Source organism: Janthinobacterium tructae (assembly GCF_006517255.1).
Classification (GTDB): Bacteria; Pseudomonadota; Gammaproteobacteria; order Burkholderiales; family Burkholderiaceae_D; genus Janthinobacterium; species Janthinobacterium tructae.
In genome coordinates, this window is record NZ_CP041185.1 from 1,900,948 (window position 1) to 1,926,406 (window position 25,459).

Sequence of the window (25,459 nt, forward strand, 5' to 3'; positions counted from 1 at the left end):
GGCCGCCGTGTTCCGTAAACAATTACTTTACATCACCAGCGACGCCCTGTGCGCCTATGACTGGGACCACGGCGTGCTGGGCGAGGGCCAGGCCTTCCCCGCCAGCGCCGCCGGGCTGGACGGTTTCGCCGCGTGGCTGGAAGATCCGCAGGCGCACCGTCTCGACGTGCCCGCCTACCTGCTGACGGACTTGATCGAGGAAGATTTCCAGCGCCAGTTGCTGCCCCACGTGCGCGGCAAGGCGGGCCGTGCCTTGCTTGAGCGGCGCAAGCAGCAATTGCACCGCGACACGCCCTACCGGGGCAGCACCCTGCTGGGCCGCGACAGCACGGGCCGCCACGATGACCAGGTGCTGTTTTTCGCCCTGACCAACCCCAGCTTGCTGCAGCCGTGGACGGAGGCGCTCGAGCACTTGCGCGTGCCCGTGGCCGGCATCTATTCGACCAGCCTGCTGAGTATCGCCCTGGTCAAAAAGCTGTCGATCGCGCACGAACACCTGCTGCTGGTGACGCAGCAATCGGGTGGCTTGCGGCAAAGCTATTATGAAAAGGGCCAACTGCGCTTTTCGCGCCAGACCCTGGCCATCGCACTCGACGGCGTGGCCGTGAATATTGCGCTGGAAACGGAAAAGACACGACAATTTCTCACCAGCACGCGCATGCTGGCGCGCGGCGACGTACTCAATACCGTCATCCTGGCGCCGGCGGCGCAGATCGCCAAGCTCGAACTGCTGTGTGACAACGGTGTGGAAGTAGCTTACCACTTCATCGACCTGCAACTGGCAGGCGAACGGGTGGGCTTGCGCCAGACGCCGGTGCTGGCCGACGAATTGCTGCTGACCTTGCTGGGCAAGCATCCGCCGCCCAGTCACTATCCGCCCGGTGCGCTGGCCCGCTATTACCACTTCCAGCGCACGCGCAAAGCGCTGTATGGCGCCAGCACGCTGATCGGTGGGTCGGCCGCGCTATGGTGCGCGATTAACTTGCTCGGCGGCATAGCCGACGACAACAGCACCCAGCGCCTGGCGCAGGAAACGGCGTCCTACCAGGAACGCTACCGCAGCGTCATGTCGACGCAGCCGCCGGCGCCGGCCAAGACGCAGAACATGAAAGTGGCCGTGACCTTGGGCCGGATGATCGCCAGCCAGGCGCCGGAGCCGGGCCGGCTGCTGGGCATGCTGAGCGCCGCGCTGGATCAAGCGCCGCAGGTAGCGCTCAGCCAGCTGCACTGGCATGCAGGCCCGGCGCCCGCGCGCACGGCCGACAGCCAGCCAGCACAGCAGCCGGGCGCCAGCTTGCAGGGCGGCAGCGCCCAGGCCGGCATTCCCACCGCGCCGCCGCAAACGCTGCGCCTGGAAGCGGACGTGGCCATGCCGAACAATGACTACCGCGCCGCCCTTGCCGCCCTTACGGCCTTCGCGCAAACCCTGGCGCGCCAGCAGGGCATGCAAGTGACGATAGCGGAAACGCCGCTGGACTTGCGCCCCAGCGCGGCCCTGTCCGGCAAGAGCGCCGCACCGGCGCCGGACAGCCAGGCCCGCTTTACCCTCTTGCTGGAGTGGCAGCCATGAGCGGCCCCGTCAAGCAGCCGCCCCTGCCCGGCATGCAGCGCGCCGCCACGCCCGCGCGCACCCTGCCCGCCTGGCTGGGCGAACTGCACCTGCTGCGCAGCGCCCTGCTGTGCTTTGCCCTGACCCTGCTGGCCAGCGTGGTGCTGCTCAGCCTGAGCGCCGCCTACCGCATGCGCGAAGCACAACGGCTGTACCTGGCCGAGCACACGCGCGCCGCGGCGGCCACCCTGTTCAACCACGCGGAAACGGAAAAGCAGGAAATCCGCGCCTACGAACCGCAATTCCTGGCCTTGCGCCAGCGCGGCCTGATCGGCGAGGAAAACCGCCTGGCCTGGATCGACGCCATCCGCCGCAGCCAGGAACAGCGCAAATTGCTGCCGATCAGCTATGACATCAGCCCGCAGCAAGGACTGCAAGTGCCGTTGCCCATGGTGATGGGGCAATATCAGCTGCGCGGCAGCCGCATGCGCATGCAGATGGATTTGCTGCACGAGATGGACTTGCTGAACCTGTTGGACGATTTGCGCCAGGCCGGCTATTTCGCCGTGCAGGATTGCACGCTCAAGCGCCATGGAGCAGCCGGGAGCGGCAGCGGCAACGCGATCGCCACGGGCGCCATGGCGCCCGCCCTGGGCGCCGAATGTGAGCTGCTGTGGCTGACCGTCAACAGCGTGCCCGTGCCGGGGCGGCCATGAGGTACACCCTCATCCTGTCCGCGCTGCTGGCCGGCGCCGCGCTGACGGCCCGCGCCCAGCCACCGCAGCTGGGGCGATTATTCCTGTCGCCCGAGCAACGCGCCCAGCTCGACACGCAGCGCTACGGGGCGCCACCGCCCGATCCCGCCCTGGCGGCGCCGCCTCCGCCACCGCCGCCGCCCGCCCCGCCCGTGGAATTGAATGGCGTGGTGCAGCGCAGCAGCGGACGCTCCACCGTCTGGCTGAACCAGGAAGCGCAGAACGAGCCGCACAACCGCCTTGCCAGTGGCAAGCCCGGCACATTGACCCTGCGCCTGTCGAACGGCCAAGTGGTGCGGCTCAAACCCGGCCAGCGCTACGACCCGGTCAGCGGCACGGTCAGCGAAATGCAGGAGACGCCGCCATGACGCCACGGCAAGCACATCGGCAAACACATCGCCAACCGCGCCGCCAGCACGGTGCCGCCCTGTTGCTGTTGCTGGCCGTGCTGGGCCTGGGCGCGGCCAGCCTCCTGATCAGCGCCTTCGGCCGCAACACGGGCGAGGCCGAACGCCAGCAGCGTACGCTGGCCACCCTGGCGCAGGCGCGCGAAGCCTTGCTGGGCTTTGCCGCGACGCAAGGCCGCCTGCCCCGTCCGGCCGCCTCCGCCCTCGACGGGCGCGAGCGGGCCGCCGACTGCGCCGACGACGCCGAGTGCAGCGGCTTTTTGCCGTGGGTCGCGCTGGGCGTGGCGGGCAGCGATGCCTGGGGCAAGCTGCTGCGCTACAGCGTCACGCCGGCAATGGCGCGCGCGCCCATCGTCTCGTTTTCCGCCGTCGCCAACAGAGTCGTGCTCACGCGCGGCGGACGCGGCGAACTCGCCTACGTGGCGGGACAGGACCAGTGCGACGTCAGCGCCCAATGCCTGCCCGCCGTGCTGTTCTCGCAAGGCAAGGATCACTATGGCACGGCTGCCAGCGGCGTGCCGCAGATCAATACCGCGCGCGGCAATATCGATGAAGCGGCCAACGACAGCGCCAGCCGTAGTTTCATCGCCCGCCCCGCCACCGAGCTTGCCGTGCGGCCCGGGGGCGCCTTTGACGACATGTTGACCTGGATCACCTTGCCCACCCTGTATCAACGCATGCGCGCCGCGCGCAACCTGCCATGAGTAACATGTATCGTTCCCCGCGCCGCCAGGGCGGTTTTTCCCTGATCGAGATCGCCATCGTGCTCGTCATCGTGGGCCTGATGATAGGCGGCCTGGTCACGCCCTTGACGGTACAACTGGAACAGCGCAAGGTGGCAGATACGCAACAGGCGCTCAATGAAGCGAAGGAAGCGCTGACGGGCTACGCGCTGCGCTACGGCTATTTGCCCTGTCCCGCCGTCTCCGCCGCCAGTGGCCTGGAAGACAGGCGCGGCGCCCGCTGCAGCGGGGAGCGGCGCGCCGGCTTCCTGCCTTGGGCCACCCTGGGACTGCGCCAGAGCGATAGCTGGAACAATCTGTTCCGCTACAGCGTCACCCCGGCCTTCAGCGACAGCGAGCGGCAGTTCACCCTCGGCACGCCGCGCGACATCAGCATCGTCACGCGCAACGGCGGCGCGCTGCTGCAGGCGACGGCGCTGAACGATATCCCCGCCATGATCATGTCGCACGGCAAGAACGGTTTTGGCGCCACGGGCGTGCAGGGCCAGCGCCAGGCTGTGCCTTTCAGCAACAATGTCGACGAGCGCAACAATGCCTCGAACGCCACCACCTTCATCAGCCGCGCCGCCAGCGGCCCGCAGCAGCCGGGCGGCGAGTTCGACGACCTCGTCGTCTGGCTGTCGCCGAACATCCTGTTCAACCGCATGGTGGTGGCACAAAGACTGCCCCGCTGATGCCGATGCTATTTCCCGCCTTCACCATCGCCCGCTACACGCTGCTCGAAGCGCTGCGCAGCCGCCTGCTGTGGCTCTTCGTGCTGGCCGCCTGCGGCGCCGCCGCCCTGGCCGGCTTCCTGCAGCAACTGGCGCTGACGGAAAGCGGCGCCGTGCAGGCGGCGCTGCTGGCGGCCACCTTGCGCCTGGCCGCTGTCTTCCTGCTGGGCACCTTCATCATCACCAGCATGGCGCGCGAAGCGGCCGACCGGGGACTGGAATTGCTGCTGGCACTGCCCATGCCGCGCGCGGCCTACTTGCTGGGGAAACTGCTGGGCTACGGGGCCCTGGCGGCCGTGCCCGCCGTGCTGTTCGGCCTGTTGATGGCGCTGTTCGCCGCTCCCGCGCACAGCGCGCTGTGGGCCCTGTCCCTGCTGGGGGAACTGTGGATCGTCGCCTCCTTCAGCCTGCTGTGCGCGGCCAGCCTGCAACAGGCCCTGCCCGCACTGGCCGCCACGGGCGGCTTCTATGTGCTGGCGCGCATGCTGGGCAGCCTGCAACTGCTGGCGCACGGCCCGCAAGCGGGCGACTCGCTGCTGCAGCGGGCCACAGCCGGCGCCATCGACGTACTGGCCCTGCTCCTGCCCCGCCTGGACGCCTTTACGCGCACGGACTGGCTGCTGTACGCCACCGGCGACTGGCAGGCGCTGGTCAATGTGGTGGCGCAAACCATCATCTATGTCGGCTTGCTGGCCAGTTGCGCGCTGTGCGACTTTTACCGCAGGAATATCTGATGGCCGCCATCCAGCGCCCCTGGACGAGCGTGCCGCGCCCCCTGTGCTGGCTGCTGGCCGCCTGCCTGCTGTTGCAGCTGGGCTGGCGAGTGGCGCAGCAGCACGCTCCGGCCCAGGTGCGGCCCCTGCCTGCGCCGCCGCCGCCGGCCGTGGCGCGCCTGGCCAGCCTGGGCGAGCCGCTGGCCATGGCTAAGGCCATGCTGCTGTACCTGCAATCGTTCGAGGACCAGCCCGGCGTCAGCCTGGCGTGGCGCCAGCTCGACTATGACCGCCTGGCTGGCTGGCTGGAGACGGCGCAAACGCTCGATCCGCGCAGCCAGTATGCGCTGGTGGCTGCCAGTGTAGTGTACGCGGGCGTGTCCGATCCGCAGCGCGCGCGGCGCATGCTCACTTTTGTCGCCGCCAGCTTCGCCGCCGACCCGCAGCGCCGCTGGCCCGCCATGGCGCAAGCGGTGCTGGTGGCAAAACACCAGCTGCACGATTTGCCGCTGGCACTGGCGTATGCGCGCCAGTTGCGCCAGTTGGCGACGGGGCCGCAAGTGCCAGCCTGGGTGCGCGAGATGGAAGCGTTTATCCTGGAAGACATGGACCAGCTCGACAGCGCCCGCCTGGTAATCGGCGGGCTGATCGCCAGCGGACACATCAGCGACCCGCACGAACTGGCTTTCCTGGCGCGCCGGCTCGACGAACTTGCCAGGAAGAAAGTAAGGGCGACGCCATGAGCCGCCGTCAGAAAGGCCATACGCATCCAGCATCAATTGCAGTAAACTGCCATCTCAAGTTATCGCACTTTTTTCAAGGAAAACCCATGCCCCCACGCCGCCAGCACGGCTTTACGCTCGTAGAAATCGCCATCGTCCTGGTCATCATCGGTTTGCTGCTCGGTGGCGTACTCAAAGGACAAGGCTTGATCGACAGCGCCAAGGTGAAAAACATCATCCAGCAGTCGAATGCGCTGACGGCCGCCGTCAACGCCTACCAGGACAAGTTCCGCGCCCTGCCTGGCGACGATATTCAGGGCACCACCCACGTGCCCCATTCGGCTGGCAACGGCAATGGCGACGGCCAGATCGGCGACGGCCAGCCGCGCGAATTCACGCTGGCGCCGCAACACCTGGCGCTGGGCGGCTTCATTACCGGCTCGTTCAACGGCACCTCGCAATTCATGACCAGCGCCCAGGGTGGCGCCGTCTACCTGTACAACGACGAAGTGGGCGGCCGTGCCGGCAACGGCATCCGTTTCGACAACCTGCCCGAGAGTTACGCGGAGCAGATCGACAGCAAACTCGACGATGGCGTGGCCGCCACGGGCAGCGTGCGGGCGAACGTACCCTATGGCAATACCGGTGCTATCATTCCCCGCACCGCCGTGTTTTTCTGACAAGGCAGTCACTCTCAAAGGAATACCATGTCATTTCACCGCAAACTCATCGTCTCCCTGGCCGCCGCCAGCGCCTTGCTGGCCGGCAGCGCGCAAGCCCAATACGTGGGGCCGACGGCCGGCCCCACAGCGCCCAGCAGCGTGGCCGCCATCCTGAAAAATCCCGTCGATGACCAGGCAGTCGTGCTGCGCGGCCATTTGTTGCGCAAAGTGAGCAAGGAAAAATACACCTTCTCCGATGGCACGGCGGAAATCCGCGTGGACATCGACGACAAGGTCTTCATGAACCGCAAGATCGACGCCAAAACCCAGGTGGAAATCCGTGGCGAAGTGGAAAAAGACTTCATGGAAAGCCCGGAAATCGATGTCGATGTGCTGACCGTCGTCCCGTAAGCCGCATTGCCATCCCGCCGCCACGGCGGGATGGGTGTCCCCCCCTCTCTTCTGTATACCTTGCACAAGCTTTTTTCCATCACGGAAACTAGGCTTGTCAGAACAATCAATTTCGTCTAGCATCTTTTCATTCAAGGTCAGCCAGCGCCAGCGTGAGCCTGCCTGTCGACTCATCCATTCTGGGAGCTTTCCGGGTGCAAGATTTGCCTTCGATACGCTCAAGAATTTCATGGCTGGTGCTCGCCTGGGTCATGCCGACGGCGCTCGTGTTTCTGCTGCTCGTGGCGCAAAGCTACACGCGCGAGCGCGAGCATGTCGTCAGCGAAACGGCGCAGGCGGCACGGGCAGTCGCCGCCGCCGTCGAACGCGACCTGAACGGCGCCCAGATGGCCGCGCGCATCCTCGCCGCCTCGCCCGCCCTGCAGACGGACGACATCGGCGCCCTGCGCACCCTGGCCGACAGCCTGTTGCAGCCAGGCCTGGCCGTCAGCGCCTTCATCATCTCCGACGCCAGGGGACGCCAGCTGATCAATACGACCCTGCCCGCCAGCCAGGCACCGCCCACCTTGCCGCAAAAATGGGCCGCCAGCATGGAACGCACGCGCGAGTACGGCAAGCCGCGGCTGACCAGCCTGCTCATGGCGCAGGACGAGGTGCCGCGGCTGGCGCTGAACCTGCCCTTGCCGCGTGCCCAGGGGGCTGCCCATGTGCTGACGGCGCTGTACCCGCCCGACTACCTGCCCGTGCTGCTGCGCGAACTGCACCTGCCTGCCTACCTGGGGGCGGCCATCATCAATGCCGACGGCATCAACGTGGCGCGCACCCTGGCGCCGCAGCGCTACGTGGGCCAGCGCAGCGTGGCGCCCCTGCTGGAACAGATACGCCTGGCGCCCGAGGGCGTGCTGCGCCATGCCACCCTGGAAGACCTGGACGTCTACACGGGCTTTCGCCGCGCTCCCGACGACAGCTGGACGGTGGCTGTCACCATGCGCACCAGCACGGTGGCCGAAGCGCTGCTGGGCTCGGTAGTCACGGGTTCCGTCATCCTGGCCCTGCTGCTGGGTGCCGGCTTTGCCCTGGCCTGGCGCGTGGGCAGCCGCCTGGCCCGCACCCTGCAGGAACTGACTTTGCAGATCCAGGCGCTGGCGCAGGGCAAACCCTTGCTCTCGAACAAGCACGCGGACCGCGAATCGGCCGACATGGCCCGCGCCCTGGGCGCGCTGGAACGCGACCTGCGGCGCCACCGCACGCAGCTTGAAAGCCTGGTGGCCGAACGCACGCTGGCTCTGGAAAAATCCACGCGCCTGCTGGAAACCGTGTACGCGACGGCCCCCATCGGCATGCTGTTCGTGGGCCTGGACTTGCGCGTCGTCATGATCAACCACTACCTGGCCGCCATCCACGGCGCCAGCGTGACGCAGCATCTGGGCCGTCCCGTGGGCGCCATGCTGTGCGACGACGCCGTGCGCGCGGACGTGGAGCGCTGCGTGCGCCAGGTGCTGGCGACGGGCATGCCCATCGTCGACATGGAATTGAACGGCTACAGCGGCCGGCAACGCGAACAGCTGAGTCACTGGATCGTCTCGTATCACCCGATTTTCGGCCCGGAACAGCAGTTGCTGGGCGTGTCGGGCCTGTGGCTGGACGTCAGCGAGCGCAAGCGCAGCGAAGCGGAATTTCGCCACTCGAAACATCTGTTCGGCACCATCATCGAAAACATCCCGGCCATGGTCTTCGTCAAGCGCGCCGACAAGCTGAGCTTTGAAATGGTCAACCGCCATGCGGAAATGACCCTGGGACGCTCGCGCGAGCAATTGCTGGGCAAGACCGACCATGACTTCTTCCCGCCGCAGCAGGCGGCCGCCTTCGTCAGCGCCGACCGCAAGCTGCTGGCCACGGGGCAGATGGTGGAAATCGAACAGGAAGCGATCAATACGGCCGACGGCACCACGCGCCACTTCACCACGCGCAAGGTGGTCTTGCGCGACGATGCGGGGCGCGCCAGCCACGTGCTGGGGGTGTCGATCGATATCACGGAACGCAGGCGCGCCACCGAGGTGCTGCACGCCACCACCTGGCGCCTGGAACAGAACGAGCGCTTCATCCGCACCGTCACCGACAACCTGCCCGGCATGGTGTCGTACTGGGGCGCCGATCTGCGTTGCCGCTTCGCAAATAAATTCTATAACGAATGGTTTGGCCGCAGCAGCGCCGAACTGGCCGGCATCCACATGCGCGAATTGCTGGGGCAGGAACTGTTCGACGTGTATGCCCACCATGTCGACGGCGTGCTGGCGGGCCGGCCGCAAAGCTTCGAGCGCGACCTGCTCGATCCCACGGGCCAGGTGTGCCACACGTGGACCAATTACATCCCCGATGTCGACGACGGCGGCGGCGTGCGCGGCTTCTTCGTGCTGGCCTCGGACGTCTCCGAACTCAAGCGCACGGAATTGCGCCTGCATGAACTCAACGAGCAAATGGTGCGCGCGCGCGACAAGGCCGAGGCGGCCAGTATCGCGAAGAGCGAATTCGTCGCCAACATGAGCCATGAAATCCGCACGCCGATGAACGCCATCATCGGCCTGGCGCGCCTGCTGGAAGAGTCGCCGCTGGAACGGCGCGAACGCAGTTATGTCGGCAAGATCCAGATGGCCACGCAGTCGCTGCTCCATATCGTCAACGACGTGCTCGATTTCTCCAAGATCGAGGCGGGACAGATGCTGCTGGAACAGCGCCGTTTCCAGCTCGAACGCATGCTGGACAGCGTCAGCGTGCTGCTGGCCAACAGCGCCTGGGCGCGCGGCGTGGAGCCCGTCTTCGTGCTCGACCCCGGCGTGCCGGACGAACTGATCGGCGACGCCCTGCGCGTGGAACAGATCCTCATCAACCTGGTGGGCAACGCTGTCAAATTCACCGCGCATGGCGAAGTGGTGTTGTCCATCGGCATGGCGGCCGAGGATGCGGCCAGCGCCACGCTGGAGTTTTCCGTGCGCGACACCGGTATCGGCATAGCCGCGGCCGAACAGGAACGCATCTTCGACGCGTTTTCCCAGGGCGACAGCGGCACCAGCCGCAAATACGGCGGCACGGGCCTGGGGCAGGCCATCTGCCGGCGCATGGTGGAATTGATGGGGGGGAAACTCAGCGTGACAAGCGCGCTGGGCGAAGGTTCCGACTTCCGCTTCAGCTGCCGCTTCGAGAAGGTGGCGCCACCGCCCGAGCCGACCGGCAAGAGTACGTCCAAGGCCCTGTCGCTGCTGATCATCGACGACAACGCCAGCGTGCGCGCCATGCTGGCAGACTGGTGCGCGGCGCAGGGCTGGCACAGCCGCAGCGCCGACAGCGGCACGGCCGGCCTGGCGCTGCTGCGCGCCAGCGCCAGCGGCCTGGACGGCTTGCCGCCGGCAGATCTTGTGCTGCTCGACGCGGCCATGCCCGGCATGGATGGCATTTCCATGCTCACCGAGGCGCGCGCCGACGAACACCTGGCGCTGCCGCCCGTGATCATGCTGGTAGCCGACCAGGACAGCGAAAACCTCGAACGCCTGGCCGACAGTCTGATGCTGGCCGGCATCGTTTCGAAACCGGCTACCCCGGCGCGCCTGCTGGCGGCCGTGACGGCAGTGCGGGATGGACGCAATGGCCGTAGCGCCCCGTCCGCGCTGCCCGTGTCCACACCCCTGTCGGGCTTGCTGGAAGGCATGCGCGTGCTGCTGGTGGAAGACAATGAAATCAACCAGGAAGTAGCGCAGTACATCTTGCTGCACTCGGGTGCGCGCGTGGCCGTGGCCGCCAACGGCCAGCTGGCCGTCGACTTGCTCGCCAACACGCCGCACGCCTGGGACGTGGTGCTGATGGATTTGCAGATGCCCGTCATGAATGGCTATGACGCCACGCTGGCCATCCGCGCGCTGGGCTTGCCGGACTTGCCCATCATCGCCATGACGGCCAATGCCATGGACGAGGACCGCCTGCGCGCCATCGCCAGCGGCATGAATGCGCACGTGGCCAAGCCCATCGATGTCGACGAAATGATCGAGACCCTGACGCGGCTGGTGCCGGCGCCCCTGGGTGGCGGCGACAACGCCGTGCAGGCAGGCAACGCCGTCGCGGACACGCCGGAGCTGCCGGACACGGTGCCCGGCATCGACCTGGCGGCGGCCCTGCTGCGCTTCGGCGGCGACTACGGCGCCTTCCTGGCCCTGCTCAAGCGCTTTGAGAATTCGCAAGGCGACGCCGTCGAGGAAACGCGGCGCCTGCTGGCCGCTGGCCAGACGCAGCAGGCGGCGCAGTTGCTGCACCGCGTCTGCGGCGTGGCGGCCAACCTGGGCGCCACGCACGTCGCCAGCCTCGCCGCCGAGTCGGAAAAGGCGCTGAAAACGGGGCCATCGCACGCCACGGCAGCCTTGCTGGGTCAGCTGGAACTGGCGATGGCAGAAGTCATCAAAGCGACGCGTGCCCTGCCCTCGCCCCTGCGGCGCGGGCAGCCGGCACCCAACGCGTCCGCCAGCGCGCCGCTCGACGTGCACGCCGGCCTGACCGAACTGCTCGTCCTGATCCGCAACAACAACCTGAAGGCGCTGGCGCACTTTCACGCCCTGCACCCCGCCCTGCAACAGTCAGACCGGGAAGCTGCCCTGGCGATGGCAAACGCGATCGAGACCCTGAATTTTTCCGAAGCGGAAAAACTCGTGCTCGATCAGCTGAAACGAGAGGAAAACAAGTGAGCTGGACCAACCTTGCCATGAACGGGCGCATCCTCATCGTCGATGACGCCATGGAAAACATCCAGATCCTGCACCAGTTGCTGCGCGAGGAACACGAGGTGCTGTTTGCCCTGAGCGGCGAGAAGGCGCTGGAAATCGCGCAGAATCAATTGCCGGACCTGATCCTGCTCGACGCCGTCATGCCCGGCATGGATGGCTATGCCGTGTGCAGTGCCTTACGCGAATCGGCCCTCCTCTGCGCCATTCCCGTCATCTTCGTCACGGCTCTGAACCAGCCCGAAGACGAGACGCGGGCGCTGGAAGCGGGCGCCGTCGATTTCATCACGAAACCGTTCAACGCTGCCGTCGTGCGCGCGCGCGTGCGCAGCCAGCTGACCATCAAGCGCCAGGCCGACGCCATGCGCGAACTGTCGCTGACGGACTCGCTGACGGGCGTGGCCAACCGGCGCAGCTTCAACGAGACCATGGACAGCGAATGGCGGCGCTGCGCGCGCGATGGCGTGCCGATGGCCCTCATCATGGCCGATATCGACCACTTCAAGGATTACAACGACACGTATGGCCACCAGGCCGGCGACCTGTGCCTGCAGCAGGTGAGCGCCGCCCTGCGCCGCTGCGCCGTGCGCCCGCCCGACCTGCTGGCGCGCTACGGCGGCGAGGAATTCATCATCCTGCTGCCACAGGAAACGCGCGACGGCGCCGAAGTGGTGGCCCAGCGCATCCTCGACGAAGTGCGTGCGCTGGAAATTGCCCACGCCAGGTCCAGCGTCGGCCCCCACGTCACCGTCAGCCTGGGCGTGGCCAGCGTCATGCCCACGGAAGGCATGGACCCCAGCGCCCTGATCCGCGCCGCCGACGCCCTGCTGTACCGCGCCAAGCATACGGGACGGGACAGGTATTGCGGGTCGGAGGGGGAGTGAGCAGGAGGCGCGCGCACCTGCGTCGGCTTACGCCCTGCGGGCTAAGCCGACCTACGCCGACCTACGCCAACCTACGCCGAACTACCCCGACCTGCGCGGCGAGCCAGGCTTATCCTCAGGGATAGCAGCGCATCAGGAACTCCGCCACGCATACGGGTTTCGTGTCGCCTTCCCTCTCCATGGTGACGGCCCAGTTCACTTGCGCGCCTTCCGGCAAGTCGTCGACGCAGAGGATGTCGAGCCGCGCGCGCAAGCGGCTGCCGACGGGCACGGGTGCGGGAAAGCGCACCTTGTTCAAGCCGTAGTTGATGGCCATGCGGATGCCGGCCATGTGCAAAGCGCCCTGCAGCATGGCGGGCAGCAAGGACAGTGTGAGAAAGCCGTGCGCCACGGTGCAGCCGTACGGCGACTCGCGCGCGCAGCGCTCGGCGTCCACATGAATCCACTGATGGTCGTCGGTGGCGTCGGCAAAGGTGTCGATGCGCTGCTGGGTGATGGTGAGCCAGTCGGAGACGGCCACGTGCTGCCCCGCCAATGCCTGGAAACCGGCAATGCCGGCGATATCACGCATGGTGCTCTCCGGCAGGACGTCGACCGAACATGCCCATGCCTTCAACGGTGGTCACCACCTCGCCATGCTGGTTGCGCACGCTCCACACGGAAATGACGATGCCACGGTCCGGCTTCGACGTGGATGGCCGCACTTCCTTGACCTGGTACGTCAGGTGCAAGGTGTCGCCGGCGCGCACGGGTTTGAGCCAGCGGATGCTGTCCAGGCCGGGCGAGCCCATGCTGGACGAATGCTTGAGCAGGTTATCGACCACCAGGCGCATCATCATGCCGCAGGTGTGCCAGCCGCTGGCGATGACGCCCTTGAAAATGGTTTTTTCGGCGGCCGCATGGTCGATGTGAAACGGTTGCGGATCGAAATCCGTGGCGAAGGCGATGATTTCCGCCTCCGTCACGTGGCGCTGGCCCAGGTCGATTTCCAGGCCTTGCATAAAGTCCTCGAAATACCAATGCTTGGGTTTGATTTCCGTCAATGCGGTCATGCGGTCTCCGTCGGCAAGAAGCCCGGCTGGGCGATAAAGCGCTCGATATGGTGCTCCACGTCGCCCAGGGTCAGGGCGATCATGGAGAGGCGCTTGAAATGGTGGGCGGCGGGCAATTCGTCCGTCACGCCCATGCCGCCATGCAATTGCACGGCTTGCTGGCCGACAAAGGTGGCGGCCAGCCCGACTCTCGCCTTGGCCGCCGACACCGTGCGGCGGCGCTCCGCCACGTCGGTGCTATCGACCTTGGCGGCGGCCAGCATGGCCATCGAACGGGCCTGCTCCAGGTGGATGAACATGTCGGCCATGCGGTGCTGCAAGGCCTGGAACTTGCCGATCGGCCCGCCGAACTGCTGGCGCGTCTTCAGGTATTCCAGAGTGGCGGCAAAGATCGCATCCATGGCACCCACGGCTTCCGCGCACAGCAAGGCGGCACCATAGTCGAGCGCCGCATCGAGCACGGGCCAGCCCTGCCCCTTTTGTCCGACCAGGGCATCATGCCCCAGCACCACTTGCACCAGGGTCACGGTGGCGGCGCGCTGGCCGTCGATGGTGCGGTAGTCGCGCACGGAAACGCCGGGAGCGTCGACGGGCACGAGGAACAGCGAAATGCCATCCGTGTCAGCCTGGCTGCCGCCGCTGCGCGCCGAGACGATCAGAAAGCCCGCCTGCGCGCCGTGGATGACGACGGTTTTCTCGCCATCGAGCACGAAACCGTCGCCGCTGGCGATGGCCGTGGTGGCGATAGCGTGCATGTCGTGGCGCGACTGGCGCTCACCGAGCGCGCACGCGAGCTTCAGGCTGCCGCTGGCGACCTGTTCCAGCACGCCATCATGGCCGCCCGCCAACGTGAGGAAACGCGCGCCCAGCACGGTGGCGAAATACGGTTCGACCACCAGGCCGCGACCCAGTTCCTGCATCACCAGCAGCATATCGACGGCCGTGCCGTCGAAGCCGCCCGCGCCGGCCGGCAGCGGCAAGGCCGTCATGCCCAGTTCGGCCAGGGTGGCCCAGGCCGCACTTGAGACGCCCGTGGCCGAGTGGACGATCTGCTTGCGCGTTTCAAATGGGTAATCCTTGTCGACCCAGCGCCGGAGCGCGTCGGCAAATTGCTGCTGTTCCTGATTAAAATGGAAGTCCATGTCATCTCCTTCTGGCTTACAGGCCCAGGATCATCTGCGTGATGATGTTTTTCTGGATTTCATTCGAGCCGCCATAGATCGATGTCTTGCGGTAATTGAAGTAATACGCGGCCAGCGGCGCGGCCAGGTCGTCGCCGCCTCCGCTGTGCGGCGCGCTGCCGTCAAGAAATGCCGGGTCGAACGGCAAGGCTTGCGGGCCGATGGCTTCCACCATCAGTTCCGTCAGCTGCTGCTGCAGTTCCGAGCCGCGCACCTTCAGCATCGAGGCCTGCGGTCCCGGTCCCTTGCTTTCGTCGCTGATGACGCGCAAGACCGTCATTTCCAGCGCCATCAATTCGATTTCCAGGGTAGCGACCTTGGCGGCAAAGGCGGGATCGTGCAGCAGCGGCGCGCCGCGCTTGACTTGCTGCATGGCCAGCTGCTTGAGGAACGTCAGCTCGCGCTTTGAGCGTCCCACGGCGGCGATGCCCGTGCGCTCATGCCCCAGCAGGTATTTTGCGTAAGTCCAGCCCTTGTTTTCCTGGCCGACCAGGTTGCTGACGGGCACGCGCACGTTGTCAAAGAAGACTTCATTCACTTCATGTTCTTCATCGAGCATGATGATGGGGCGCACGGTGATACCCGGCGTTTTCATGTCGATCAACAGGAAACTGATGCCTTCCTGCTTGCGCACCGTGCTGTCCGTGCGCACCAGGCAAAAGATCATGTCCGCGTGCTGGCCCAGGGTGGTCCAGGTTTTCTGGCCGTTCACGACGTAATGGTCGCCGTCGCGCTCGGCCGTGGTTTTCAGCGAAGCGAGGTCGGAACCGGCGCCCGGCTCGGAGTAGCCCTGGCACCACCAGTCATCGCAATTGAGGATGCGCGGCAGATAATAGGCTTTTTGTTCGGCGGTGGCGAAAGCCATGATGACGGGCGCCACCATGTTGACGCCGAAAGGCAGGATGGGCGGCGTGGCGGCGCGCGCGCACTCGTCTTCCCAGATATGGCGCTGCACGGCCGTCCAGCCCGTGCCGCCATGTTCGACGGGCCAGGCCGGCGCGGCCCAGCCTTGCTGCGCGACAATCTTGTGCCAGCGCACGTAATCATCCTTGGCCAGGCGCAAATGCTGGCGCACCTTGCGCTGCAAGTCCGCCGGCAGATGGGTGTCGAGGAAGGCGCGCAGCGTGTCGCGGAAAGCCGTCTCCTCGGCCGTGTAATGCAGGTCCATGTCTGTCTCCTTGTTCTTATCGGTTGCCGTGATGACTGCACGCAAGGAAGCTCAGCGCACAAAAAAGCACGACCGTTCTCAAGGATTGTACAACAGAATGGGAGACACGCCAGGGGTTTTACACAGGCTGGCGCTCAGGAGCGGAACAGCTGACGGGCGCGTCTGCCGACAAGGACAGTTGCCCTAGCCTTGCCTGCTTGCCGCGACGATCATCATCAAACGCTCGCAGCGCGGCCGAGATCCGCGCCGAGCTTGTCCACAAAGCGTTCCATGGTTTCCTCGCCCAGATCGACCGCCTTGGCCCCGCCACCGGCAACGAAAGTCACGTCGCTGATGCCGATCACGCCAAGTACCAGGCGCAGATACTGGGTGGCGATGTCGCGATGCTGGATGGGCGAACCCTCGGTATACACGCCACCCGATGCAATCAATACGCTTGCCTTCTTGCCAGTCAGCAGGCCGCGTCCATCGAAGCCCAGCGTCAGTCCCTTGCGCACGACATGGTCGATCCATGCCTTGAGCACGGCCGGAACATTATAGTTATACACGGGCGTTGCAATGACAATGTGGTCGGCGGCCAGCAATTCCGCAACGAGTTCGTCAGAGAGCCGTAACTCGTCCGCCATCGCGGGAGACTGCTGTTCCGCCGGGGTGAAGTAGGCTTGCAACCAGGCAGCGTTGACAAACTGAAGTCCGGCATCCATGAGGTCGCGTTCGATCACTGTGCCATCCGGGTGCGCGGCACGCCAGTCCTGCACGAAACGACGCGTCATGTTGCGCGATACGGAGTGTTTGCCACGCGGGCTGGTCTCGATTACCAATAGCTTGGTCATACCATCATCCTTAGAAAGTGTATTGCGGGAAAGGCCTGAAGCAAGCTTGTCGATCAGGCTGCTTATGTGCCTCCACTATATCGCCGCGAATATATTTCTAATAGAGATTAAAATCTGATGATATCCATCGACAATTATGATGGAGTTCACCATGGAGTGGCTATTTTGATTGGAAGTCTGACGCTGGATCAGTTGCGTGTTCTGGTAACGATCGCCGATACGGGCAGTTTTTCTGCCGCCGGTCGACAACTTGGTCGCGTGCAATCGGCCATCAGCCAGGCCATTGCGACGCTGGAAGATGTGCAAGGCGTGCTGCTGTTTGACCGCAGTGGCCATCGCCCGCGCCTGACCGAGACTGGCAGGGTTCTCGTTGAGCAGGCGCGCCTGGTGTTAGCAAGCGCTGCCCGCTTCGAGGGAGTGGCAATGGGTACGCGCTCGGGCCTGGAACCAGAGCTTGTCATTGCAATCGATCCTCTGGTGCCGACGGCACCCTTGATCGAAAGCCTGTCGGCGCTAAGTCGGACGTTTCCCAATCTGCCCGTCAGCTTTTCGACGGAAGGCCTGGGCGGTTCGCTGCGGCGCCTGCGAAATGACCCGGCCGCCATCGGCATTTGCTTGCTGCTGCCTTCCATTCCAGACGACATTGCCGCCTATCCGCTGCTGCGCGTCGGCATGCAGGCTGTGGTGGCGCCAGGGCATCCACTTGCTGCGCTAGGGCGTCCGGCGACGCAGACCGATCTGGAGCCGCATGTGCAACTGGTGCTGTCAGACCCGGTCAATCCCGGCGGTGAAAACTTTGGGCTGGCAAGTGGGAAACTTTGGCGCTTCGTCGACCTTGGCCGGCGCCTGGACTTCCTGCTCGGCGGTTTCGGCTGGTGCCGCATGCCAGACCATCTGGTGTTGCCACTCATTGCAGCCGGGAACTTGGTTGCGCTGCAAATCGAGCACGACCCGACGCCCCGCGAGGGGCTGACCATTTATGCTGCGCATCAGCGTGGCCGCACGCTCGGGCCTGCCGGGCGATGGTTGCTGGACGACCTCACCCGGCGCCTGTCTTGAACCTATCCTGACCACAATCAGCCATACAAATGCAGCAACACTTGCACGGCGACGATCTTGACGATGGTCATGCTGGGGAAAATCATGGCGTAGCCGAGGTTCGGGCGGTCCGACTTGGCCAGGCGGTTGGCGAACACCAGCACGGCCGGGTTGCCCGTGGCGCCGGCCGCAATGCCGAGCAATTCAGGAAACGGCAGGCGCAGGTAAATCTTGCCCAAAATCACCACGAGGGCCACCACCACCAGCACCGTCACGGCACCGAGCACCAGCATGGGCAAGCCATCGGCACCCACCTGCTGCACGAACGGCAAACCGGAGGCCATGCCGACGGAGGCGAGGAAAATCGTCAAGCCATAGTTGCGCATGACCAGATTGGCCGACAGTGGCAAGCGCCAGCTGATCTTGCCGACGCGTCCCAAACGGCCCAAAATCAGCGCCATCACCAGCGGGCCGCCAGCCAGGCCCAGGCTGAACGAGCCTATCCACGGCAACGGTATCGGCACCAGGCCCAGCAACACACCGAGCACCATGCCCATGCCCAGCGAGACATAGCTGAATTCGGCCGTAGCCGTGATGGAATTGCCGAACATCTTGCGCACATCGGCCGCATGTTTCGCTGGCGCAATAGCCATCACCCTGTCGCCGAATTCCAGCGTCAGGAACGGATGGGGCAAAATCATGGCGTCGCCACGGCGTATGAACGCGATCTGCAGCGGGAAGTCTTTTGCCAGGTTCAGCTCGCCCAAGGGCACGCCGACGATTTCCGCGTCCGACACGAATACTTCCGTGCCATCGAACGCACTGCGGTCTTTCATCAAGCGGCCCGGATCCAGGTGGCCCAGCGCCGTGCGCGCCGCTTCCACGCCTGCCACCGTGCCCGACACCATCAAGGCGTCGCCCACGCCGAGCACCAGGCCCGGATCCGGCAAGCGGTTCTGGTGGCCCTGGCGCACGCCGATCACTTGCACGCCCGCCAGCGGGCCATCGGCCAGTTCGGACAGGGCCGCGCCCGCCAATTTCGCTTCATCGATGGTAATTTCCGACACGACGATGGGCGCCGGCGGCGGCGTCAGCACGGGTTTCAATATGCGCCCGGCCAGGTACAGGCCCAGCATGGGGCCGACGACGCCGAACGGATACGCGACGGCATAGCCGACGGCCGCATCGCCATTGCCGTGCGACGCTTCCAGCGCCGCCTGCAGCGCCGCCGTGCTGGTCATGGCGCCGGCAAACACGCCGCTGGCCATGCGCAGCGAGATATCGATCCACTGCCCGCCCCAGACGGAAACGGCGAGGCCGCCCATGACGGCGGCAAAGGCGATCAGATTGTGTTTCTGGCCCGCGCCGCGCAAACCGGCGAAAAACTGCACGCCATACTGCACGCCTATGCCATACAGAAACAACAGCAAGCCGATGGAGCCGACCATCGGCGGCGGTACGGCCCCAGGAGCAAAGGCGCCCAGCGCCAGCCCGGCGAACAGCACGCCACCCACGCCCAGCGAAAAACCGAACACGCTGATGCGCCCCAGCGCATAACCGGCGCCGATGACGAGAAACAGGGCGAGGATCGGCGTGGACTCCAGCGTGTGGCGAAATAATTGAAGCATCAAACAACCTTGATCTTGATAAAGCCCAGTTTAGCATGCACAAAAGCAACATGATGGCGATGATGACAAGCAAGCGTGCGCACGTTGATGCGGTCAAAAATGGGCAAAAAAAAAGCCCGCTACGGAAGCGGGCTGAATCTAATTCCTGTGAGGAAGTAGAGGAGACAGGTGCAATGATGCCGCGTTGCAGCACAACAATCCAATTGCATGTTGTGATGATAGAAATATGTTTTATCAATATCTCGTCAGACCGTTCCGAAAATAATGAGTTTTCGCCGCGATCCTGGTTCACGCGTCACCAGCACGCGGGCTTGCTCTACGGTTACACAAGCCTGCGGCACAAACCCCGGTGGCACTGTCTGCGCATCGCGCGCGATGCGTTGCGTATCATTGATCACGTCATAATCTGCACGCTTGAAAAACAGTTGCTCGATACCGGCGTCTCCCTGCGGCAGCGGCTTGACGACGATGAGCGACCAATGGCCTTCCTCACCCAGGAATTGCTTTTGCTTCAGGAACAAGTTAACGCGATCTGCATGAGGCGCCGAGTCGCTCAGCTCGCTCTGATAACGACCGATCGGACACAGCAGCGTGCCGGCTGGCCACCCCATATCGGGCAGCGCTGTGAGCGTATTCGGCCGCAATTGGGCCAGATGGCGGTCGAACGGGTGTTTTTCCGCCCAACAGGCACCGAGCGCCATCAGCGCAAGCATGCCCATGGCGCGCAACAAAGAAATCATCAACTTGCGTCCTTTTATGTGCATGGTCAAGCAAGGGGATCTTAAGCGATGAAGCAAAAAAAAGCCCGCTGCGGGAGCGGGCTGAATCTATTTCCTTGGAGGAAGTAGAGGAGACAGGTGAATGATGCCGCATCGCAGCATCATTATCCAATTGCATGTTGTGATGATAGAAATAGCTATTCCTTATATCTGCCCTCTCCCCCCCCTGCCAACCTCAGGCCGCGTTATCGCCGCGCAAGGTTTTTGCCGCCGCCACCATGTTCGCCAGCGCGGGAATGACTTCTTTCCAGCCGCGCGTTTTGAGGCCGCAATCGGGGTTGACCCACAGGCGCTGCGCGGGGATACGTTCAGCGGCCTTGCGCATCAGTTTCACCATCTGTTCCTGACTCGGAATGTTGGGCGAGTGGATGTCGTAGACGCCGGGGCCGATAGCGTTCGGATAGTTAAAATCATCGAAGGCGTCGAGCAACTCCATGTCGGAACGCGAGGTTTCGATCGTGATGACGTCCGCATCCATGTCGGCGATCTGCGCGATGATGTCGTTGAATTCCGAATAGCACATGTGCGTGTGGATTTGCGTCTCGTCAGCCACGCCATTGGCCGTGATGCGGAACGATTCCACGGCCCAGCGCAGGTATTCGGCCCATTGCGACTTGCGTAGTGGCAAGCCTTCGCGCAGCGCCGCCTCGTCGATCTGGATCACGCGGATGCTGGCCTGCTCCAGGTCCAGCACTTCGGCGCGCATGGCCAGCGCCAGCTGGTAGCACGATACGGAGCGGGGCTGGTCGTCGCGCACGAAGGACCAGTTCAGGATGGTGACGGGGCCAGTCAGCATGCCTTTCATCGGCTTGTCCGTCAGCGACTGGGCGTAGGTGCTCCACTCGACCGTCATGGCGCGCGGGCGGCTGATGTCGCCGAACAAAATGGGCGGCTTGACGCAGCGCGAACCGTACGATTGCACCCAGCCGAACTGGCTGAAGGCGTAGCCATCGAGCTGTTCGCCGAAATATTCCACCATGTCATTGCGTTCCGCTTCGCCGTGCACGAAGACGTCCAGGCCCAGGGTTTCCTGTTCCTTGACGCAATGGGCGATTTCCGCCTGCATCAGCTTTTTATAACTGGCTTCGTCCAGCTGGCCACTGCGCAACTGGCTGCGCGCCTGGCGGATTTCCGCTGTCTGCGGGAAGGAGCCGATGGTTGTCGTCGGATACAGTGGCAGTTGCAGCAGTGCAGCTTGCTCGGCGGCACGTTCGGCATAGCCGCTGGCGCGCTGGCCCAGCGTCGCATCAATGCGCGCCACGGCCGCTTTCACATCCGGATTGTGCACGCGGCTCGACTGGCGGCGCGCTTCAACGGCGACATGGTTGGCATCGAGCGCCGCCTGCACGGAGGCGCGGCCATGGTTCAGGGCGCCGGCAATGGTGTGCACTTCATCGAGCTTTTGACGCGCAAAGGCCAGCCAGGACTGGATATCGGCATCGAGCTTTTGTTCACTGGCCAGGTCGACGGGTACGTGCAGCAGCGAGCACGACGGGGCGATCCACAGGCGCGACTGCAGGCTGGCATGCACGGGTTCCAGCCATGCCAGCACGTCATTCAAGTCCGTCTTCCAGATATTGCGGCCATTCACCACACCCAGGGACAAGACGCTGGTGGCGGGCAATTGCGCGATGACTTGCCCCACTTCATCGCGGGCATGCACGGCGTCGATGTGCAAGCCTTGCACCGGCAGCTTGCACGCCAGTTCCAGGTTATCTTGCAGCTTGCCGAAATACGTGGCCAGCAGCAGTTTGAGGTGATGGACCTTGCTCAAGGCCGCGTAGGCCGTGAGCAGCGCCTGCCGCCACTCACTGCCCAGTTCCGTGACGAGGATCGGTTCGTCGATCTGCACCCATTCCACGCCTTGCGCGGCCAGTTCCTGCAGCAATTGCACGTAGACGGGCAGCAAGCCTTGCAGCAGCGCCAGCTTGTCGGAATCATCCTTGGCCTTGCCCAGCCACAAATAGGTAACGGGGCCGATCAGTACGGGCTTGGCTTTTACACCGAGCTGGCGCGCTTGCGCCAGTTGCTGCAACAGGCGGCTGCTGTCGAGCTTGAATTGCGTGTCGGCCGCAAATTCCGGCACGATGTAGTGATAATTGGTGTCGAACCATTTCGTCATTTCGCCGGCGTGGACGCAGCTGCAATCGCTGTCGCTGGCCGAGCGGCCACGCGCCACACGAAAATAGTTGTCAAGCGCCGCGCCTTCCAGGCCGCGCACGCGCTGCGGCAAATTGCCCAGAGTAAAACTCAGGTCCAGCACCTGGTCGTAGAAGGAAAAGTCGCCCACGGGCGCGAAGTCCAGCGCGTTTTGCTCTTGCCAATGGCGCTGGCGCAATTGCGCGCCCTGGCCTTCCAGCGCATCCAGGCTGCTTTGGCCCTTCCAGTAATCTTCCAGGGCGAATTTCAGTTCGCGTTTCGCGCCGATGCGCGGGTAGCCCAGATTGTGTGTCGTGACGGTCATGACGGTGCTCCTTATGAAGTATGCACACATCATAAAAGGTTCCATCCATTAAAAATAATGATAATATTTTATATATCCATGAATACCACTCATGTGAAATCATGCTCGAACGCATCTGGCCGTCTTGCGCGGGTCACGCCCGCGCCGCTGAAACGGACGACCGCATAGCCTACCGGCACTGTGTGACGGCGACGGGCAAAAAAAAAGCCCGCTGCGGGAGCGGGCTGAATCTATTTTCTTGGAGGAAGATAGAGGAGACAGATGCATGATGCCGCATTGCAGCATATCAATCCAATTACATGTTGTGATAGCGGAGATATGAATTATCCATATCTCGTACAAGTTGCGAAACAGGCAGCGACATCAACGGCAGTTGCGGCCACTATTCAATCCTGGGGCGGCGAACAAAAGGCAAAGCGTTGCCGATGCATGCGCAGATAATATTTTTGTTCTTCCCTCAAAACGATGCGCAACGGAGCAGGCAAACCGATGAGTTCACGATGCCGCCCCAGCAGCGAGGGGGAGCACAACATGGCGCCATCATCAGCAAAGCTGATCAGGCCCCGATCGAACAAGGCATCCAGGGTCGCGATCAGCGGCAAACCATTATGGGGATCAAGGCGCTGCTGATCAGTGGCTCCTTGCCAGGACAGCGCATGCGAAGCACGCAGAACCGGCTCAAGATCGCACCCCGTTACCGCACATTTTCTATCCCACAATGCGGGCAATTCGTCCCGATACCTGCCTTGGCCACGCCGGGCCTGGCACAGTATTTCTATCTCCGTTGATCGCCCCTTCCCCCTCGAAAGCAAATCATGGATATCATTTTGCTCCACCCTGCTGGCGATCAATGCGAGGATGGCTTCCTTCCCTTTGTTCAAGGCCCCGAAAGCTTGTCGGGGATTGGTGCCGTGAAAAACGACGACTTCGGCCGAGGAGACAGGCGTACTGCGCAGATCAGCATACCAGCGCACCATGCGGTGATACTCTTCCGATTCATTCGGACTGACCACTCCCCCGCCGCGATACACGATGACTGGCGCGTCATCGAGCACCGTGCCAGCAGCAACGATGCCGATCTTGTTTACCCATAACAGCAGGGTGTCACCGCGCCTGGGCCGCTTGATCTTTTCCAGGAACTCGGGGCCGCCACTTGTCACCGCAACGCCCCTGACTAACCATTCGTTATGAAAACTGAACTCATTATTGGACGTTGCATCGCTATTGATGAAAAACGTGTCCGCCTCAGGAACTTTTTGCTGTCCTTTGCTCAGATTTTCATGTGCCATGTCGGACTTTCATAGGAGGATAGCCGCGCATTGAAACATGCATTGCCACCAACGTCCACAGAATACTCTTCAGACAACAAATATGAATTTCCAGGCAAAAAAAAGCCCGCTGCGGGAGCGGGCTGAATCTATTTCCTTGGAGGAAGATAGAGGAGACAGATGAATGATGCGGCGTCGCAGCATATAAAACTACTTTATATTCGTGATGTCAGAAATTCGCAGTAGTGATATTAGGGGCAACAGATCATTCCGTGCGACAACTTTTTACGTTGCCGCATGCGCTTTCCCGTCGCCAGAACGCAACATATTCTTGATGCCCCGCAAGGCCTGCCGTACGCGGGCCTCATTTTCGATCAGGGCGAAGCGCACGTATTCGTCGCCGTACTCGCCGAAGCCGATGCCGGGCGAGACGCTGACCCTGGCTTTTTGCAGCAGCAGCTTGGCAAACTCCAGCGAACCCAGGTGGCGGTAAGCCTCGGGGATATGCGCCCAGATGTACATCGACGCCTTCGGCTTTTCCACCATCCAGCCCGCTTCATGCAAGCCTTTCACCAGCACGTCGCGGCGGCGCTGGTACTGGGCGCAGATTTCCGTCACGCAGCTTTGGTCGCCTTCCAGCGCGGCAATGGCCGCCACTTGCACGGGCGTAAAACTGCCATAGTCGTGATAGCTCTTGATACGCGCCAGGGCCGACACCAGTTCCGCGTTGCCGACCATGAAACCGATGCGCCAGCCCGCCATGTTGTAGCTTTTCGACATGGTAAAAAACTCCACGGCCACATCGCGCGCACCGGGCACCTGCATGATCGACGGCGCCTTCCAGCCATCGAAGGTGATGTCGGCGTAGGCCAGATCATGCACCACCAAAATATTGTGCTGTTTTGCCAGCGCCACGACACGCTCGAAAAACTCCAGTTCCACACATTGCGCCGTCGGGTTGGACGGAAAACCCAGCACCATCATCTTCGGCTTCGGGTAGCTTTCGCGGATGGCCCGTTCCAGTTCGGCAAAGAAATCCACGCCCGGCCCCATGCGCACGGAACGGATGTCGGCGCCGGCGATCACGGCGCCCCAGATGTGAATCGGGTAGCTGGGGTTCGGCACCAGCACCGTGTCGCCACGGTCGAGTGTCGCCAGCATCAAATGCGCCAGGCCCTCTTTCGAGCCGATGGTGACGATGGCTTCGCTGTCCGGGTCTATGTCGACCTCGTAGCGCTTCTTGTACCAGTGCGCAATCGCGCGGCGCAGCCGCGGAATACCTTTTGACGCGGAATAGCCGTGCGTGTCGGGACGTTTCACCGTTTCGATCAGCTTGTCGACGATGTGGGCCGGGGTGGCGCCATCGGGATTGCCCATCGACATGTCGATGATGTCCTCGCCACGGCGGCGAGCGGCCATCTTGAGCTCGGCGGTGATATTGAAAACGTAGGGGGGAAGGCGATTGATGCGCGAAAAGCTGCGCGGAGCTTGGCTGTCGGTCATGATATCTCTTTACGTAAGCGCCCGGATCCGTCCGAGCGACGTTGGCACAGTGGCTGTGCCTGCAACGATATTAACCCGGTTTATCCAGCACTGGCAAGGGTGCTGCAGAGCCGTTACAATGAAGGCTGATCGAAAATGAGCGCACCGGTTGGTAACCCGGTAAGTGCCCGGCACCGTCCGGCATGCTCCCGCCCAAGCGGACCCACGGCGCTGACCCTTGGCT

General features: G+C 63.7%; 22 protein-coding genes. 12 read left to right on the plus strand and 10 right to left on the minus strand.

Annotation, left to right across the window (positions count from 1 at the left end):
- Positions 1-7 precede the first annotated feature (7 nt).
- The 11 genes from FJQ89_RS08330 (at position 8) to FJQ89_RS08380 (ending at position 12,322) form a co-directional block, all read left to right on the plus strand.
- Positions 8-1,570 (plus strand): hypothetical protein, encoded by a 1,563-nt coding sequence (locus FJQ89_RS08330; protein WP_141169838.1) that lies wholly within the window; start codon positions 8-10, stop codon positions 1,568-1,570.
- The gene (locus FJQ89_RS08335; RefSeq protein WP_243136476.1) at positions 1,567-2,265 is read left to right on the plus strand and encodes a hypothetical protein; all 699 of its coding nucleotides are present in this window, start codon (positions 1,567-1,569) and stop codon (positions 2,263-2,265) included. The genes FJQ89_RS08330 and FJQ89_RS08335 overlap by 4 nt, the downstream gene beginning before the upstream one ends.
- Positions 2,262-2,672: a hypothetical protein gene (locus FJQ89_RS08340; protein WP_141169839.1), complete on the plus strand. Its 411-nt coding sequence runs from the start codon at positions 2,262-2,264 to the stop codon at positions 2,670-2,672. Before FJQ89_RS08335 ends, FJQ89_RS08340 begins: the two co-directional genes overlap by 4 nt.
- On the plus strand, positions 2,669-3,415 hold the full coding sequence (locus FJQ89_RS08345; RefSeq protein WP_141169840.1) for a hypothetical protein: 747 nt from the start codon (positions 2,669-2,671) through the stop codon (positions 3,413-3,415). The genes FJQ89_RS08340 and FJQ89_RS08345 overlap by 4 nt, the downstream gene beginning before the upstream one ends.
- A 5-nt stretch (positions 3,416-3,420) precedes the next feature.
- On the plus strand, positions 3,421-4,128 hold the full coding sequence (locus FJQ89_RS08350; protein WP_168208404.1) for a type II secretion system protein: 708 nt from the start codon (positions 3,421-3,423) through the stop codon (positions 4,126-4,128).
- Positions 4,128-4,901, plus strand: coding sequence for an ABC transporter permease subunit (locus FJQ89_RS08355; RefSeq protein ID WP_168208405.1), 774 nt, complete (start codon positions 4,128-4,130; stop codon positions 4,899-4,901). Before FJQ89_RS08350 ends, FJQ89_RS08355 begins: the two co-directional genes overlap by 1 nt.
- A complete protein-coding gene (locus FJQ89_RS08360) occupies positions 4,901-5,623 on the plus strand; it encodes a hypothetical protein (RefSeq protein ID WP_141169843.1) in 723 nt (240 codons plus the stop codon). The genes FJQ89_RS08355 and FJQ89_RS08360 overlap by 1 nt, the downstream gene beginning before the upstream one ends.
- An 86-nt stretch (positions 5,624-5,709) precedes the next feature.
- The gene (locus tag FJQ89_RS08365) at positions 5,710-6,282 is read left to right on the plus strand and encodes a prepilin-type N-terminal cleavage/methylation domain-containing protein (RefSeq protein ID WP_141169844.1); all 573 of its coding nucleotides are present in this window, start codon (positions 5,710-5,712) and stop codon (positions 6,280-6,282) included.
- A gap of 27 nt (positions 6,283-6,309) precedes the next feature.
- The gene (locus tag FJQ89_RS08370) at positions 6,310-6,675 is read left to right on the plus strand and encodes a YgiW/YdeI family stress tolerance OB fold protein (RefSeq protein WP_141169845.1); all 366 of its coding nucleotides are present in this window, start codon (positions 6,310-6,312) and stop codon (positions 6,673-6,675) included.
- 236 nt (positions 6,676-6,911) lie between these two features.
- Positions 6,912-11,402, plus strand: coding sequence for a PAS domain-containing protein (locus tag FJQ89_RS08375; RefSeq protein ID WP_141169846.1), 4,491 nt, complete (start codon positions 6,912-6,914; stop codon positions 11,400-11,402).
- A complete protein-coding gene (locus tag FJQ89_RS08380; RefSeq protein WP_141169847.1) occupies positions 11,399-12,322 on the plus strand; it encodes a diguanylate cyclase domain-containing protein in 924 nt (307 codons plus the stop codon). Before FJQ89_RS08375 ends, FJQ89_RS08380 begins: the two co-directional genes overlap by 4 nt.
- A 115-nt stretch (positions 12,323-12,437) precedes the next feature.
- Here FJQ89_RS08380 and FJQ89_RS08385 read toward each other — a convergent pair whose 3' ends face one another.
- The 5 genes from FJQ89_RS08385 to FJQ89_RS08405 all read right to left on the minus strand — a co-directional run bounded on the left by FJQ89_RS08385 (position 12,438) and on the right by FJQ89_RS08405 (position 16,556).
- Positions 12,438-12,893 (minus strand): MaoC family dehydratase, encoded by a 456-nt coding sequence (locus FJQ89_RS08385; protein ID WP_141169848.1) that lies wholly within the window; start codon positions 12,891-12,893, stop codon positions 12,438-12,440.
- Positions 12,886-13,374, minus strand: coding sequence for a MaoC family dehydratase (locus FJQ89_RS08390; RefSeq protein WP_141169849.1), 489 nt, complete (start codon positions 13,372-13,374; stop codon positions 12,886-12,888). The genes FJQ89_RS08385 and FJQ89_RS08390 overlap by 8 nt, the downstream gene beginning before the upstream one ends.
- Entirely contained in the window at positions 13,371-14,516 is a 1,146-nt protein-coding gene (locus FJQ89_RS08395; protein WP_141169850.1) for an acyl-CoA dehydrogenase family protein, read from the minus strand. The genes FJQ89_RS08390 and FJQ89_RS08395 overlap by 4 nt, the downstream gene beginning before the upstream one ends.
- 16 nt (positions 14,517-14,532) lie before the next feature.
- Positions 14,533-15,723 (minus strand): acyl-CoA dehydrogenase family protein, encoded by a 1,191-nt coding sequence (locus FJQ89_RS08400; protein ID WP_141169851.1) that lies wholly within the window; start codon positions 15,721-15,723, stop codon positions 14,533-14,535.
- A gap of 215 nt (positions 15,724-15,938) precedes the next feature.
- Positions 15,939-16,556, minus strand: a complete 618-nt coding sequence (locus FJQ89_RS08405; RefSeq protein ID WP_141169852.1) for an FMN-dependent NADH-azoreductase — start codon at positions 16,554-16,556, stop codon at positions 15,939-15,941.
- Between the two features lie 117 nt (positions 16,557-16,673).
- On the opposite strand from FJQ89_RS08405, the gene FJQ89_RS08410 reads away from it, so the two are divergent.
- Complete coding sequence (locus FJQ89_RS08410; RefSeq protein ID WP_243136477.1) at positions 16,674-17,615, plus strand: LysR family transcriptional regulator; 942 nt, start codon at positions 16,674-16,676, stop codon at positions 17,613-17,615.
- 17 nt (positions 17,616-17,632) lie between these two features.
- On the opposite strand, the gene FJQ89_RS08415 is transcribed toward FJQ89_RS08410, so the two are convergent.
- From FJQ89_RS08415 to alaC, 5 genes are all read right to left on the minus strand, one after another.
- Positions 17,633-19,222 carry an aspartate:alanine exchanger family transporter gene (locus FJQ89_RS08415; protein ID WP_141169853.1) on the minus strand — a complete coding sequence of 530 codons (1,590 nt, stop codon included), beginning with the start codon at positions 19,220-19,222 and terminating at the stop codon, positions 17,633-17,635.
- Positions 19,223-19,467: 245 nt separating this feature from the next.
- Complete coding sequence (locus FJQ89_RS08420; RefSeq protein ID WP_141169854.1) at positions 19,468-19,962, minus strand: hypothetical protein; 495 nt, start codon at positions 19,960-19,962, stop codon at positions 19,468-19,470.
- Between the two features lie 214 nt (positions 19,963-20,176).
- Positions 20,177-22,465 (minus strand): 5-methyltetrahydropteroyltriglutamate--homocysteine S-methyltransferase, encoded by a 2,289-nt coding sequence (gene metE / locus FJQ89_RS08425; protein WP_141169855.1) that lies wholly within the window; start codon positions 22,463-22,465, stop codon positions 20,177-20,179.
- 386 nt (positions 22,466-22,851) lie between these two features.
- Entirely contained in the window at positions 22,852-23,754 is a 903-nt protein-coding gene (locus FJQ89_RS08430; protein WP_141169856.1) for an HNH endonuclease, read from the minus strand.
- Between the two features lie 264 nt (positions 23,755-24,018).
- Positions 24,019-25,236 (minus strand): alanine transaminase, encoded by a 1,218-nt coding sequence (gene alaC, locus FJQ89_RS08435; protein WP_141169857.1) that lies wholly within the window; start codon positions 25,234-25,236, stop codon positions 24,019-24,021.
- Positions 25,237-25,459 lie beyond the last annotated feature (223 nt).